A 14,578-nucleotide genomic window follows, 5' to 3' on the forward strand; every position below is an offset into this window, starting at 1 on the left:
GGCCCTCCGATGAGCGTCGACACGCGGTCCGACGACACCGTCGACTCCACCGCAGCACGTCCCGTCTCGTCCGGCGTGATCGCGATGCTGGCACTTCTGGCAGCCGTCGCTCCGCTGTCCATCGACATGTACCTCCCGGCGTTCCCCCGCATGGCGGAGGAGTTCGGTGTCAGCGCCTCGGCTATCCAGCTGACTCTCACCACGTTCCTGGTGGGACTGGCCGTCGGAAACCTGGTGATCGGGCCGCTGTCCGATCGCTTCGGCAGGCGGCCCCTGCTGCTGATCGGCACCTTCGTCTCCATCATCGCCACGATCCTGTGCGCGTGGTCCCCGACGGTGGAGTTGCTCACCGTGTTCCGATTCGTGCAGGGCTTCACCGGTGCCGCCGGCGTCGTTCTCTCCCGCGCCGTCATCAGTGACCGTGCACGCGGCGCGGCGGCAGCGAAGCTGTTCAGCCTGCTCGTCCTGGTGAACGGCGTCGCTCCCGTCATCGCTCCGCTGCTCGGCGGTGCCGTCATCGGCCTGACCGGGTGGCGCGGCGTGTTCTGGGTTCTCGCCGCGGTGTCCGTCCTCATGTTCGTCGGTGTGCTCGCCCTGCTGCCGGAGAGTCACCCGGCGGAGCTCCGCAGCACCGGCGGCGTGTCCACCATGATGCGGGATGCTCGGGAGGTGTTGTCCAACAGGCGTTTCCTCGGCTTCGCCGGTGCGTTCGCCTTCGGATTCGGCGTCATGTTCGCGTACATCTCGGCGTCGCCGTTCGTACTCCAGGAGGTCCACGGCTTGTCGACGACGTGGTACTCCATCGCCTTCACCGCCAACGCTCTCGGCATCGTGGTGACCAGCGGAGCCAACGCGAAACTCGTCGATCGAGTACGTCCGGAAACGCTGCTGCGAGTCGGCCTCGTCGCCATGGTGACGTTCTCCGCGCTCCTGGTCGTCGACGCCGTCGTCGGGCCCTACCTGTGGGCGACGCTCGTCCTGCTGTGGTTCGCGGTGGCCAGCCTCGGTTTCATCATCGCCAACGCCACCACGCTCGCTCTCGGCGAAGCCCGTCGAGCAGCCGGGACCGGCTCCGCTGTCATGGGGGCGGCCCAGTTCGGACTCGCCGCCGTCATCTCGCCGCTGGTGGGCCTCGGCGGCGAGGACACCGCGGTGCCCATGGCCGTCGCGATGCTGGTCAGTGCGGTCGTCGGGCTCGGCGCGGTGCTGGTCGGGACTCGTACGGTCACACCGGCACAGTGACGACGAAGGCGGTGCCGTCGTACACGACGTCACCGCCGTGCGCCCGCGCGAACGTGCGCGCGATCGTCAGTCCGAGCCCCGATCCTTCGGTGGAACGGGCGTCGTCGAGTCGGACCATCCTGTCGAAGATGCGGTCGGCCTCGTGCTCGGCGATGCCCCGTCCCTGATCCTGCACCGTCACGATCGCGGTGTCGGCCGACCTGGTGACGGTGAGGGTGACCGTACCGTCGGGCGGTCCGTAGCGAAGGGCATTGTCGGTGAGGTTGGCCAGGATTCGAGCGAACCGTGCACCGTCGACCCGCGCCACGACACTCTCGCCGTCGACCACCACGGTCGCGTCGGGAGCGATCACTCGCACGCGGTCCGCATCCGCCCGGACCAACGCGAGAAGATCCTGAGGCCGACGGTCCAGGTCGACGTCGTCATCGGTGCGCGCCGACATCAGAAGGTCGTCGATCAGCCGGGACGCGCGTCGCGACTCCCGGATCATCGACGCCAACAGTCGTTCCCGCACATCACGGTCCGTGTCGACGCCGCCACGTAGAAGAGTCTCCGCCGCGGCCGAGATGCCCGCCACCGGTGTCCTCAGATCGTGCGCCGCATCGTCGACGAACTGCCGCGTGCGATCCGCCGCAGCACGTTCCCGCGCTTCGGCGCCTTCGAGCTCGTCGAGCATCTCGTCGAAAGCCGTTGCGGTCTCGCCGAGTTCGGTGTCGGAACGAGTCGGAGCGAGTCGATCGCCTCGGTTACCTCTGGTGATGGACCGGGCCAGCGACGTCATGCTGCGCAGCGGCCGCAGCGACGCACCCACAACCACCGCCATGAGCAGAGCCGCGACCGCGGTCGCGACGAGAACCAGGGGAATCAGCACGATCAGCAACTGACGCTGCACGGCGTCGATCGACGACGTGTCGACCGCAACGGTCAACACCGATCCGTCTGTCAGCGTCGTCGTCGACACTCGCGTCGGCCTCGTCTCTTCCGGGCCGGGTGGGGGACCCGGCGGCGGGCCGCCCCCCGGGGTCGCCGGCGGGCGCAGTGCGGGCGGCGGTGTCGTCGCTCGGAGCGCGAGGTCGCCGACGATGCGACCGTCCGTCGTCACCAGTTGCGCCGCCACGTTCTCTCCCTGTGTGGCGGAGACGATCTCGGTGGGATCGGCACCGTTGTCCAGCAGCTGTTGAGCGGTGGCGGTGCGGCCGGCGAGGCTGTCCCCCGCGGACGCCTCGAGTTGCCGTTGCAGCAGAAATGTCGTGGCGACCACGATGCCGACCAGTAGAACGAGCACCACCGACATCACGGACAGAAGCAATCGCAGTCGTAGCGATCCGGTGCGCAGACCCCGCCGGGGTGAGGTCGTCATGTCGCCGGGCTCACGGTGTCGGCGGCCAACACGTAGCCGATGCCGCGACGGGTGTGCAGGATGCGCGGGCCGAACTCCTCGAGCTTGCGCCGCAGCGCGCTGATGTGGACCTCGACAAGGTTCTCGTCGTACGCGTCATAGCCCCACACCTGTGTCAGGATCTGGGTCTTGGATACCGTCCTACCTCGTTGAGCAGCGAGGTAGGACAACAGCTTCCACTCCGTCGCGGTCAGATTCAGGTGGTGACCCGAGCGTGTCGCGTCGCCGGACTCGGTGTCCACCGACACGTCTCCGCACTCGATCGACGTGGCGACCGCGCCGTGTCGACGGAGCACGGCGGTGACGCGGGCGAGGAGTTCCGCCATGGCGAACGGCTTCACCAGATAGTCGTCCGCGCCGGCGGTCAGACCGGCGACACGATCGGAGATCGAGTCCCGTGCGGTCAACATCAACACCGCAGCATCGCCGGACCGCCGCACGACGCGCAGCAGCTCGAGCCCGTCGCGACCCGGAAGCATGATGTCCAGAACGACGAGGTGAGGACGGTGATCCGTCAGCGCACGTTCGAGTGTCGACCCGTCCGGCGCGGAACGGACATCGGCGCCCATGTCCGCGATGGCCGTGGACACGGACAGCCGCAACGTCTCGTTGTCCTCGACCACGATAATTCGCGGGGTCAGTGCCGGTCGCCGTTCGTTCACGACACCACTATGCGGGTCCGCGCCTGAAGACTTGCTGAAGACGAGCCTGCGAACCGCGCGACTTCAGGAAGGCTTCAGGTCCACGCCCGACTGTCGACATCACGAGCGGCGCCACCCCGGTGCCGACGACAGAGGGGACGAAGATGTCGACACGAAAGATGCGCGTCAGGACCGGCCGACTGGTTGCCGGAGCTGTACTGGCCGGTGGGCTCCTGCTCGGGGCGGTGGGCACCGCCTCCGCCGACGGTCCGGGTGAAGCCCCGCCGGTGTCGGAAAGTGCTGCGCCCGACGCGCCTGCACCCGACGCTGCCCCGGACGCCACCTGCGATCCTGCGGCTGCTCCCACTCCGCCTGCTGATGCTCCGACTCCGCCTGCTGATGCGCCGACGCCGCCTGAGGGTGCGCCGACTCCGCCTGCTGATGCGCCTGCGCCGCCCGAGGGTGCGCCGACTCCGCCTGCTGATGCGCCTGCGCCGGCCGAAGGTGCGCCGACGCCGCCTGCACCCGGATGCGGTCCTGAGGGTGGCCCGGCCGGCCATGGTCCCGCAGGCCCCGGTCCCGCGGGTCACGGTCCTGCAGGTCACGGCCCCGAGGGCGCCGGTCCGGCAGGCAAGGCACCTGAGGGTGCTCCGGCAGCGGCGGAATGCGCACCCCCGACGCCCTGATCGCCGGAACTGCGGTGGGTGTGCACACCCTTTCCAGCGCGCCACACCTTCTGCAGCTGGCCGTAGTGGGTGTGCGCTCCAGGGTGGGGGTGTGCACACACATTGCAGCACGGGAGGATCTCGGCAAGCTCCAGCAACCGCGCTGCTCACGGGCGGTGTGTGCACACCCTTTCCAGCGCGCCACACCCTCTGCGGCAGGCCGTAGGGGGTGTGCGCTTCACGGTGGGGGTGTGCACACCAATTGCAGCACGGGAGGATCTCGGCAAACTCCGGCCTGCGCGCTGCTCACGGGTGGCGTGTGCACACCCCTTCCAGCGCTCCGCACCCTCTGCAGCTGGCCGCAGGGGTGTTCGCCCAGCGGTGGGGGTGTGCACCCCCTCCTCCCGCGCACCGCAAATAGTGAGTCATCTAACAGTAAGCACTCTAACTATCAGCGTAGAGTGGACCTCGTGACCACCACCGACCCGCTCGCGCTCGACCGCCAGGTGTGTTTCGCCCTGGCCGTCACCAATCGAGCGGTGCTGTCCGTCTACCGGCCGCTCCTCGAGCCGCTGGGACTGACGCACCCTCAATACCTCGTCATGCTCGCGTTGTGGGAGCGGGCGCCGATGTCGGCGGGGGAGATCGCGTCGGCTCTGCAACTCGAGCCTGCCTCGCTGACGCCGCTGTTGAAGCGGCTCGATGCGGACGGTCTGCTCACTCGCCGCCGGAGCGACACCGACGAGCGTCGGTTGGTGATCGCCCTGACCGACAAGGGAACGGCCCTGCGACGTTCAGCGGAGTCGATACCGGGAAAGGTCATAGAGGCACTCGGGGCAGACGTGTCCGAACTGGAACGGTTGCACGAGGTGCTGAGCAGCATCAACACCGCCGCTATCGCAGCCGGCGCGTTGTCGACAGCCGAGGGAGGCGCACGATGAATCGGACTCGACCCGGGCCGCTGCAGTGGATCGGCTACTCGTTCGGACGGACTCTGCCGCCGACGATGCAGGCATGGGTGCGTAACGATCTGATCGGCGACAGGGCGGTGCCGCGGCATCTTCTGCGCAGCATGATCCCCTTCCTGCCCATCTTCGTCGCCTTCCTGCTGTTCCCGGGTGAGCTGTGGCTGCGCGGCGCGATGATCCTGCTCGCGGTGCTGCTGGCACTCTTCTACGCCGCGGCGTACATGGAGCCCAACAGGCGTCGCCGTCTGGCCGCGCACGGGCTGTCACCCGATCTGCAGAACCCCAAGAAGGTGGCGCGCGAGGAAGCCGAACGCCGGGCGTACGAACGGTGGCACCCCGGCCGCTAGATAGGCTTCATCACGTGCGCCTGTGGCCCCGAAGTCTCCGCGAGGGGTCCGACCCCGATCCGCGATTCACCCTTGCCAACGAGCGCACGTACCTGGCGTGGGTCAGAACGTCGCTGGGCCTCGTTGCTACCGCTGCAGCGCTGGAAGCCTTCGGCGGGGATCTCCTGTCTCCGACCCTGCGGAGAGTTCTGGTGCTCGGTCTCCTGGGCGTGGCCGCGCTGCTGGTGATCGGTGCATTCGGACGCTGGATCCGTATCGAATCCGCGATGCGTCGCGGTGAGTCACTTCCCCTCCCGGCCGCGGCTGCCGTGTTGGCGGGTGGACTGGTGGTCGCCATCGTGGCCTTTGCCGTCGGGCTGAGGATGTGACGGCGCCCGGTCTCGCCGCCGAGCGCACCACCCTGGCCCGCGTCCGGACGGCGCTGTCGGTCACCATGACCGCGTTGATCGTCTCTCGCGCGGTCCGTGACGATGCCGTTCTCGTCGTTGTCGCCTTGGCGTGTGCTGCAGCATCACTCGCTGTCGTCGTGTGGCCGCGCGCCGCGCACCGAGTGCCTCTCGTCGCGCCCTGCGCAGTGACTGTCGTGCTCGCCGCAGTCGTGGCTGCATCGGTTCTGCGTGGGTGAGTCGCGTCCCTGCGGGTATACGCGACCGGTGAAAGAACTGTCGCCATGCTGACGGCCGCGCTCTTCGGAATCGGCACCGCTCTGCCGCTGGTCGTGGGCGCTGCCATCGGCCTTCGCTGGACGCTCCCGAAACGAGTGTTGGCTGCGCTCATGGCATTCGGTGCCGGAACCATGATCGCCGCGGTGTCGTCCGAACTGTTCGAACCGGCGTTCCGGCAGGCGGGGATCGTCGTCGCGGGAATTGCTCTCTTCCTCGGCGCCGGCGTCTACGTGGTGGCGAACCACCTGATCGAGAACAAGCTGGGTCCTGCCGCGATCGGGTGGGCGCTGATGCTCGGAACGATTCTCGACGGCGTACCGGAGAACACCGCGCTGGGTGTGTCGCTGACGGGCGGAGGCGGACTGGTTCTGCTGGTGGCCGTCGCGGTAGGCAACGTGCCCGAGGCGGTCGGCGGCGCCTCCCTCATGCGTGACCGACACAATTTCTCGGCGGCCCGGGCGATGGCGTTGTGGACTGCGACGGCGGTGGTCCTGGTCGCTGTGACCGTCCTCGGATACGGCGTGTCCGACGCTATTCCGGATGTCGGGATCTCGACGGTGCAGGCCTTCGCCGGCGGCGCGACGCTGGCAGTGCTCGCGGACTCACTGATGCCGGAGGCCTACAAGGACGGCGGGTGGTGGGTCGGCATGTCGACGGCACTGGGCTTCCTCGTCGCCTTCGCCCTCGGCGGATGAGTGTGACCGGCATCACCTGATTATGGCGTGCGCTTTCCGTGTCGACTCTCGTCTCACCTTTCAGAACGCGGCAGTCACCCGCTACCGCTCAGAACGAAAGGATTCATCATGGGAATCGTCGACAAGGCAAAGAACGCAGCAGAAGACGCCATCGGCAAGGCCAAGGAAGTTATCGGTGACGCCACCGACAACAAGGACCTCGAGGCCGAGGGCAAGAAGGACCAGGGTTCGGCCGGCGTGAAGAAGGTCGGCGAGAACGTCAAGGACACCTTCAAGTAAGCAGTACTCCACTCGCACCCGGGCGGCGCCGGACCCACAAGGGTCCATCGCCGCCCGTGGTGTGTCCGGACCATGTCCGGACGTCCCGAACGGACCACGCGGACATGTTTCGCGGAGGCCCGAGCGGCCGATTCCTCACTCGATCACCGGCAGGGACCGGTGACGTCCTCGAAAGGCACGACCATGACCGACACCACCACCACGCACCCCCACACCGGACGTCGACGCGCAGGCGGATTCTTCTCCAAGCTCTCGCTGCTCGTCGCGCTGATCCTCACTGTGGCCTTGGTCATCTTCATCCTGCAGAACACCATTCACACCACCATCAACTTCTTGGGGTGGAACTTCGACCTGGCACAGGGTGTCGCGCTGCTCGGCGCGGCTGTCGTCGGTGCGATCATCGCGTTCGCGATCTCCGGAGCACTGCGGGTCCGACGCGCCGTCAAGTAGTCACCCGGCGTCGACATGCGGAGGTCGCGCGCGCTCCTCGAGGAGCGCGCGGACCGCTGCGGACGGCATGGGCCGCGCCAGGTGATAGCCCTGCGCCAGGCGCCCGCCGCTCGTCCGGAATGCTTCGGCCTGCTCGGCTGTCTCCACCCCTTCACCGACGAGTTCGACTCCGAAAGCGTCTCCCAGCATGACGATCGCGGACACGATGGCGTGCGGTCGTCGACCCGGTAGCGCGCTGATGTAGGACCCGTCGATCTTCAGGCAGTCGAAGATCGGGTACCGGTCGAGATAGGCGATCGAGCTGTGACCGGTCCCGAGATCGTCGAGGGCCAGTGTCACGCCCATGTCGTGGAGTTTGCTCAGAGTGCGTGCCACTCGCGTGTTTTCCTGGACCCACACCGTTTCGGTGATCTCCAACCCCAGCCGCGTCGCCGGCAACCCCGTCCGTTCCAGCACTCGGGTGACCGACTCGGCGAAGTCGGGATCGTTGAGCTGGTGCGCGCTCACGTTCACGCGCACCGTGATGTGGTCCGGCCAGTCCAGCGCATCACGGCACGCGGTGTCGAGCGCCCAGTCGCCGAGTGTGCCCACCAACCCGGTCCGTTCGCCTACCGCGACGAATTCGCTGGGCGGTACGGCGCCCAGCGTCGGATGGTCCCAGCGCGCCAGGGCCTCCACGGAGACGACGGCGTCCTTCTCCAGGTCGAAGATCGGTTGATACTCGACCCGCAAGCTGTTGTCCGCGAGCGATTGTCGGAGATCCGCCGCGAGGCGGAACACCCTGTCCGCCTCGTACTTGTCCTGGATGTCGAAGACATCGATCGTTCCCGGTGCCGTCGCTTTCGCGCGGTACATCGCGAGGTCGGCCCGGCGCACCATCTCCTCCGCGGAGGTATCCGGATGCTGCAGAAGCGCGATGCCGATGCTGGCGCTGAACGCCATCGTCTGATCGTCACGGGTATCCACCGTCGACAGTGCCCGTGAGATGCGTTGTGCACGTCGGCGCGCATCGTCCTCGTCCACGACGTGTTCGCAGACCACCAGGAACTCGTCGCCGCCCAGTCGCGCGACGGTGTCACCGCCCGGAACCACGTGTTCCAACTTGCGCGACAGCGAGATCAGCGCGGCATCACCGTGAGAGTGGCCCAAGCTGTCGTTGACGGTCTTGAAGTCGTCCAGATCTGCGAGTATCACCGCCACCGTGGTGTCCGAATCCCTCACGTGCGCAGTGGCTTCCTCGATCCGTCGGTACGCCAGGGTTCGATTGCCCAACCCGGTCAAGGGATCGTGCAACGATCTGTAGCGCAATTCCTGTTCGAGTTCGATGCGCCGGATGGCGGCGGCGAGGATGTCGGCGGCCGTCTGCAGAAATCGCAGGTCTCTTACCGAGAAGTCACGCGGTGATGCGCTGTGGACCGTCAGAACGCCGGGGAGTGAGGCCGAGTGGAAAGGGACGCAGACGGCGCTGGCGAGTCCGCGGGACTCCATCGTGGACGTGTCGAATCGTCGTTCCTCAGCGGCATCGGGGCACACGACCAGCTCACCGGTACTCACTGCGAGACCGGGAGCGGAGCGGGTGCCGAGACCGAAGCGGGTGGGTGGCTCGCTGACGCCGCTGTATCCGACGACGTCGAGTGCGGTCCCGGCCTCGTTCAGGCGGGCGACGGACGAACACTCCGTTCCCATCAGGGCCGTGGCCGCACCGGTTGTCACCGCGAGAATCGTGTTCAGATCACCGTCCACGGCCCGCCGACCCAGTTCGCTGATGGCGCTCTGCTCGCGGATGCGGTTGGCCGCCGACGCGAGGTCGGGGGTCGGCGCGCAATCGTCGTCCTCGGAGGTGCCGCGGCGTTGCATGACGGCGGCGACCAACGGCTCGGAGGCGTCGTCCCGAGGAACGACGAACGTGGAGATCGAGACCGGAATCGGGTCACCGGTGTCGAGTCGGCGCAGTTCGCCGAGTCCCCGCCACAGTCCTGTCTCCTGGAGGGACCGTTCGACGTCGGGTGCGGTGAGCAAGCCGACGTCGGAGAAGAAGTTCCACGTGGACAGGCGCCGCACCGCGTCGAGACCGGCTGCGCCCACCATCGCGATGCCCGCCGGATTCATGTACAGCACTCTGCCGCGGGGGTCCGACACCGCGACCAGATCGGGCGCAGCGTCGAGCACGGCCGGCAATCCGGTCACGCCCAGACCTTCGACAGTCACCGATCACCTCCTGACATGAGTCGACCGGCGCCCTCCGGTCCCCGCGGGGTATCCAGAAAACGCCGGTCGAATCAGTCGGCGATCAGGTGATCGTCAGTCGCGAGGAGGAACCTGAGCCTCGACGCCGCCACCGTTGTGCTCGGGGCCCGATGCCGGGTGCCCCGCGGGAACGCGATTGCGGAATCGTGCTGCCTCGCTGGGCTGCGACGAGGAACCGCCGACGCGCTCGCCGCGGTACGGTCCGGGCTTCGGGGCCATTTTTCCGCCGGGGAAGGCGAGCCGAATGATGGTGCGCTGCACCGATCCCCACTGCTTGATGAAGGGCCCCGTGTTGTACGGAAGCTGGTAGCGCTCGCAGATGTCCTTGATCTTCGGCGCGACTTCCTTGTACCGGGTGCTGGGCATGTCCGGGTACAGGTGGTGCTCGACCTGATAGCTGAGGTTGCCACTCATCAGGTGGAACAGCGAAGAACCCTCGATGTTGGCCGCACCCACGAGCTGACGGACGTACCAGCCGCCGCGGGACTCGTTCTCCGTCTCTTCCTTGCTGAAGGTGTAGGCCTGGTCCGGGAAGTGACCGCAGAAGATGATTGCGTTACTCCAGACGTTGCGGATGATGTTGGCGACGAAGTCTGCCGTCAGCGTGGCGACGAAGGTGCGTTCGATGCCGGCGCCGTGCTTGTCCAGAACCTTGGCCACGGAGTTGGTCGCCTTCGACGAGCTCAGTGAGCGCAACCGCGCTCCCAGCTTCGACTTGCCGGCGCCGGACACGCGTCCACCTGACGCGACCTGCACAGCACCGTAGGCGAGAGCACTGACCGCGGGCCAGCCGATGTAGTCCTTGACGATCTGACGCCGCGCCTTGGTGCCGATGCCACGAAGATCGTGGAGCAGGTCCTTCACGGGCTTCTCGCCCCGTCGGATCGCTTCGATGTCGAGATCGTGGAGAGCGACGCCCCACTCGAAGAACGCCGTGAGCAGCAGGTTGTAGAAAGGCTGCGCGAGGTAGACCGGCGACCAGGGCTGGTTGGGATCGATGCGCATGATCTCGTAGCCGAGATCCTTGTCCTTGCCGCGGATGTTCGTGTACGTGTGGTGCACGAAGTTGTGGGAGTGCTTCCACGCCTCGGCGGTGGATGCCGTGTCCCAGTCCCACACGGAGGAGTGGATGTCCGGGTCGTTCATCCAGTCCCACTGGCCGTGCATGACGTTGTGGCCGATCTCCATGTTCTCGAGAATCTTGGCTACACCGAGGCATGCAGTGCCCGCGAGCCATGCCGTACGACTCGTCGAGCCGAACAGGATGACGCGGCCGGCGACAGCGAGTTGACGCTGAGCCGCGATGACCGTGGTGATGTAGTTGCGATCGCGTTCACCGAGGTCTGCGTAGACCTCGTCGTGAATGGCGTCGAATTCCTTGGCGAGCGCTTCGATGGTCTCATCGCTCAGATGAGCGAGCGGATGCTCGACGGAAAATTCCCGTTTGCCGGTATCGATACTCATGACGAACCCTCCCTGGTACTGCAGTGTTGTGAATCGGTCTCGTCAGAGATCGATTTCGACATCTCCCTCGGCGGTGTTCACGCAGATGCGAACCGCCTGCCCCGTAGGTTCGGAGATTTCCCCGTTACGTAGGTCTCTCAAACGTCCCTTTTTCAAGGTACCTGTGCAGGTATGGCAGATACCGATCCTGCACCCGAACTTGAGATCGAGTCCCGCTTCCTCCCCGGCCGCGAGAATCGGTGTACCTCCGTCACATTCGACTTCGGTGTTGCTTCTGACGAAGCGGACTGTGCCGCCTTCTCCTTCTTCGTCACCACCACCGATGACGGGTTGGAAACTTTCGTAATGGAATTTCTCCGGGTCACCCTCGGATTTCCAGTAGTCCCGCAGATCGTCCAGGAGATCGCCGGGGCCGGAGCAGAATGCCTCCCGCTCGCGCCAATCGGGGCACAATTCGTCCAGATCAGTGGCCTTCATTCGGCCTCGCTCCTCGGTCACCCGGAGGTCGAGCCGGAGCGTCGAATGCTTGCGATCGAGACGCTCGAGGGTCTCGGAGAACATCGTCTGGTCGCGGCTGTGCACGGAATGGATGACGACGACGTCGTGCATGGCGCCCATGTGGTCGAGTTCTCGCAGCATGCTCATGATCGGCGTGATGCCACTGCCCGCGCTGATGTAGAGCAGCTTGGCCGGCACGGGATCGGGCAGGGTGAAGACGCCCTCGATCTCGCTCAGTCGCACGATGTCGCCCGCCTTGATGCCCTGAACCAGGTACGGGGACACGGTGCCCTCGGGAACCAGCTTGGGGCTGACGGAGATCAGGCCGTGATCGCCGTGCGGGTCCGAGGTGATCGAGTACGCGCGCCAGTGATAGCGGCCGTCGATGACCACACCCAGTCGGAGGTACTGGCCGGGCTCGTGCCCACCCCAGTCGTATCCCGGTCTGATGAACACCGAGACCGCGTCGGTGCCCTCTCTCTCGACCCGGTCGACCTTCCCGCGAAGCTCCTGGGTGGTCCACAACGGATTGATCATCTCGAAGTAGTCGTCCGGACGAAGCGGGTTCGACAGGTGTTTGAATACCTTGAGCATGGTTCGGCGAAGCACCGATACCTGGGGTCGTGCGCCACGTTCTGCCACGCCGCACACGCTATCGCCACAGCACGGATCTACGATCGCAAACGACCGATTGTGGGCAGAAATGCGTGCCGGACACGATGTCGGTCATCGCGAACAAAGAACGACCGTTGTGGTTTGAACGAGCACGTCCCGGTTCCGGCGGCGTGCGAGCTGAGTGTGAGGGGCTTGCGCAGTGCCGATCGTGGACAACGCCGTGTACGTACATGGGGCCCGAGCCGACGAACCGGAGAGCCTCGACCGGACCTACGAGCTCCTGCGCGCGTGCGGCGGGATGGCCTGGATCGGTTTGTACCGGCCCGACAAGACCGAGATCGAGTCGGTGGCCACCGAATTCGACCTGCACCGGCTCGCGGTGGAGGACACGGTGTCCGCGCATCAGCGACCGAAGCTCGAACGCTACGGCGACCAACTGTTCGTGGTGCTGCACCCCGCGCGGTACATCGACGAGACCGAGAAGGTCGAGTTCGGCGAGCTGCACGTGTTCTGCGGTCGCGACTTCGTCGTCACCATCCGTCACGCAGAATCGCCGGACCTCGGCGTGGTCCGCAAGCGACTCGAGAACACGCCGAAACTACTCGAACTGGGAACCGAGGCCGTTCTCTACGCCATTCTCGACCAGGTGGTCGACGAGTACGAACCGGTCGTCGCGGGCCTCGAGAACGACATCGACGAAATCGACGACCAGTTGTTCACCGGTGATCCCGACGTATCCCGGCGCATCTACGAACTCTCGCGCGAGGTCATCGAGTTCCAGCGCGCCACGCATCCCCTGGTGTCGATGATCGAAGCGCTCGGCCGAGGGTCCGAGAAGTACAACGTCGACATCGAGCTGCGGCGCAACCTTCGCGACGTCCTGGACCACGCGATCCGGATCACCGAGCGAGTCGACTCGTTCCGTGCGAACCTGCAGAACGCGCTGTCGGTGCACACGACCCTGGTCGGACAGCGTCAGAACGACGAGATGCGCGCGATGACGCAGGTGAGTCTCGAACAGAACGAGCAGGTCAAGCGCATCTCGTCCTGGGGCGCCATCCTCTTCGCACCCACGCTGATCGCCGGTATCTACGGCATGAACTTCGAGCACATGCCGGAGTTGGGATGGACGTTCGGTTATCCCGCGGCCGTCAGCGCGATGCTGCTCGCGTCGTGTGCGCTGTACGTGGTCTTCCGCAAGCAGAAGTGGCTGTAGCGCACGGCTCAGCGCAACCGACCCGGTGCGAGGTCGTCCGCGGAGACGCCGCGGTCGGTGACGTCGGCCGGTAGCGGCTCGCGGCGTATCAGTGCGGCGCCGACCCGGGCGAGCGCCGCGCACGTCTGGATGCCGTATCCGCCCTGCCCGGCGCACCAGAAGAACCCCTCCGAACGGTCGTCGAAGCCGACGACGGGGGTGCGGTCGGGCACGAACGAGCGCAGGCCCGCCCACGACGACATGACGCGTCGGCCGGTGACGACGGTGGCCTCGGCGATCTCGTCCAGGGCGCGCGCGATCTCGAGGTCGTCCGCCGCAGCGTCGCTCGGGGGACATGGAGTCTCGTCGGCGGGTGAACAGAGCAACCGGGTGCCCTCCGGCTTGATGTAGAACGCCTCGTCCATGTCGCTGATCAGCGGGTGTCGACCTGCTGCGATGCCCTCCGGTGCGTTCATGACGAAGATGGTCCGGCGTCGCGGTTCCAGGCCGATCGGTCGTACACCGGCGAGCTCGGCGAGCGTGTCGGCCCACGCCCCGGCCGCGTCGACCAGCGTCGACGCCGTGACCGTCTCTCCGTCGGACATGTCCACCGACCATCGGCCGGCAACGCGCCGAACGCTCGTCACCCGGGATCCGGTCCGGACCGACGTCCCGCGGTCCCGTGCTCCGCGGAGAAAACCCTGATGGAGGGCGTCGACATCCATGTCGAGAGCACCGGGCTCCAGGATGGCCGCGTCGACCGCATCCCGACGCAACAGCGGCGCGCACTCGACGGTCTCCGCCGCGTCGAGCAGTCGTGCGTCCGGCGACAGGTCACGTAACGAGTCGAACGCTGCGGTCAGTGCGTCGGCGCGACCCGGTGCAGCGAACTGCACGAACGGCCGCGGAGTCATGATCGTGGATCGGACCATGTCCGGGGGGTCGAGCAGGAACGCCCGGCTGGCGGTCGTCAACCCCCGGATGACGTGGTTGCCGTAGGTCTCGAGGAACATGGCGGCCGAGCGGCCCGTCGAATGCACGGCCAACGACGACTCCGCCTCGACGACGCAGACGGAACGATCCGAGGACAGCTCGTAGGCGAGGGAAACCCCGGCGATACCGCCTCCGACCACGAGAACATCGACATCGCTGCTCATGACCGCCGATCCTAGGCCGCGATCCGTGTGGGAAAGGTGCCGTAGGGGTAC

General features: G+C 66.5%; 15 protein-coding genes. 9 read left to right on the forward strand and 6 right to left on the reverse strand.

The features are described from left to right. The first annotated feature begins 9 nt into the window (after positions 1 to 9). A complete protein-coding gene (locus AC0IX4_RS00360; protein WP_471827664.1) occupies positions 10 to 1,242 on the forward strand; it encodes a multidrug effflux MFS transporter in 1,233 nt (410 codons plus the stop codon). Here the strand turns inward: AC0IX4_RS00360 and AC0IX4_RS00365 are convergent. Both AC0IX4_RS00365 and AC0IX4_RS00370 read right to left on the reverse strand, forming a co-directional pair. Next, a complete protein-coding gene (locus AC0IX4_RS00365) occupies positions 1,226 to 2,602 on the reverse strand; it encodes a sensor histidine kinase (protein WP_471827665.1) in 1,377 nt (458 codons plus the stop codon). The two genes, AC0IX4_RS00360 and AC0IX4_RS00365, sit on opposite strands and share 17 nt — an antisense overlap. Further along, a complete protein-coding gene (locus AC0IX4_RS00370; RefSeq protein ID WP_471827666.1) occupies positions 2,599 to 3,303 on the reverse strand; it encodes a response regulator transcription factor in 705 nt (234 codons plus the stop codon). The genes AC0IX4_RS00365 and AC0IX4_RS00370 overlap by 4 nt, the downstream gene beginning before the upstream one ends. A gap of 1,114 nt (positions 3,304 to 4,417) precedes the next feature. On the opposite strand from AC0IX4_RS00370, the gene AC0IX4_RS00375 reads away from it, so the two are divergent. The 7 genes from AC0IX4_RS00375 to AC0IX4_RS00405 all read left to right on the forward strand — a co-directional run bounded on the left by AC0IX4_RS00375 (position 4,418) and on the right by AC0IX4_RS00405 (position 7,351). After that, positions 4,418 to 4,888 (forward strand): MarR family winged helix-turn-helix transcriptional regulator, encoded by a 471-nt coding sequence (locus AC0IX4_RS00375; RefSeq protein ID WP_471827667.1) that lies wholly within the window; start codon positions 4,418 to 4,420, stop codon positions 4,886 to 4,888. Beyond that, complete coding sequence (locus AC0IX4_RS00380) at positions 4,885 to 5,262, forward strand: DUF5313 family protein (protein WP_471827668.1); 378 nt, start codon at positions 4,885 to 4,887, stop codon at positions 5,260 to 5,262. The genes AC0IX4_RS00375 and AC0IX4_RS00380 overlap by 4 nt, the downstream gene beginning before the upstream one ends. 14 nt (positions 5,263 to 5,276) lie before the next feature. Further along, positions 5,277 to 5,630 (forward strand): YidH family protein, encoded by a 354-nt coding sequence (locus AC0IX4_RS00385; RefSeq protein ID WP_471827669.1) that lies wholly within the window; start codon positions 5,277 to 5,279, stop codon positions 5,628 to 5,630. Continuing rightward, positions 5,627 to 5,887 carry a hypothetical protein gene (locus AC0IX4_RS00390; RefSeq protein ID WP_056072214.1) on the forward strand — a complete coding sequence of 87 codons (261 nt, stop codon included), beginning with the start codon at positions 5,627 to 5,629 and terminating at the stop codon, positions 5,885 to 5,887. The genes AC0IX4_RS00385 and AC0IX4_RS00390 overlap by 4 nt, the downstream gene beginning before the upstream one ends. Positions 5,888 to 5,932: 45 nt before the next feature. Then, positions 5,933 to 6,622: a ZIP family metal transporter gene (locus tag AC0IX4_RS00395; protein ID WP_056072211.1), complete on the forward strand. Its 690-nt coding sequence runs from the start codon at positions 5,933 to 5,935 to the stop codon at positions 6,620 to 6,622. 108 nt (positions 6,623 to 6,730) lie between these two features. After that, positions 6,731 to 6,901 carry a CsbD family protein gene (locus AC0IX4_RS00400; protein WP_056072208.1) on the forward strand — a complete coding sequence of 57 codons (171 nt, stop codon included), beginning with the start codon at positions 6,731 to 6,733 and terminating at the stop codon, positions 6,899 to 6,901. 183 nt (positions 6,902 to 7,084) lie between these two features. Next, positions 7,085 to 7,351: a lipopolysaccharide assembly protein LapA domain-containing protein gene (locus AC0IX4_RS00405; protein ID WP_056072985.1), complete on the forward strand. Its 267-nt coding sequence runs from the start codon at positions 7,085 to 7,087 to the stop codon at positions 7,349 to 7,351. Here the strand turns inward: AC0IX4_RS00405 and AC0IX4_RS00410 are convergent, their stop codons facing one another. From AC0IX4_RS00410 to AC0IX4_RS00420, 3 genes are all read right to left on the reverse strand, one after another. Then, positions 7,352 to 9,559, reverse strand: coding sequence for an EAL domain-containing protein (locus AC0IX4_RS00410; protein WP_471827670.1), 2,208 nt, complete (start codon positions 9,557 to 9,559; stop codon positions 7,352 to 7,354). A 93-nt stretch (positions 9,560 to 9,652) separates the two neighbouring features. After that, positions 9,653 to 11,062, reverse strand: coding sequence for a fatty acid desaturase family protein (locus AC0IX4_RS00415; protein WP_056072203.1), 1,410 nt, complete (start codon positions 11,060 to 11,062; stop codon positions 9,653 to 9,655). A 42-nt stretch (positions 11,063 to 11,104) separates the two neighbouring features. Beyond that, positions 11,105 to 12,202 carry a ferredoxin reductase gene (locus AC0IX4_RS00420; RefSeq protein ID WP_056072198.1) on the reverse strand — a complete coding sequence of 366 codons (1,098 nt, stop codon included), beginning with the start codon at positions 12,200 to 12,202 and terminating at the stop codon, positions 11,105 to 11,107. Between the two features lie 172 nt (positions 12,203 to 12,374). On the opposite strand from AC0IX4_RS00420, the gene AC0IX4_RS00425 reads away from it, so the two are divergent. After that, entirely contained in the window at positions 12,375 to 13,391 is a 1,017-nt protein-coding gene (locus tag AC0IX4_RS00425) for a magnesium and cobalt transport protein CorA (protein WP_042575050.1), read from the forward strand. 8 nt (positions 13,392 to 13,399) lie between these two features. Here AC0IX4_RS00425 and AC0IX4_RS00430 read toward each other — a convergent pair whose 3' ends face one another. Beyond that, a complete protein-coding gene (locus tag AC0IX4_RS00430; RefSeq protein ID WP_056072195.1) occupies positions 13,400 to 14,527 on the reverse strand; it encodes an NAD(P)/FAD-dependent oxidoreductase in 1,128 nt (375 codons plus the stop codon). Between the last annotated feature and the right edge of the window lie 51 nt (positions 14,528 to 14,578).

The sequence above is a fragment of the Rhodococcus sp. AC861 genome, from assembly GCF_979256035.1.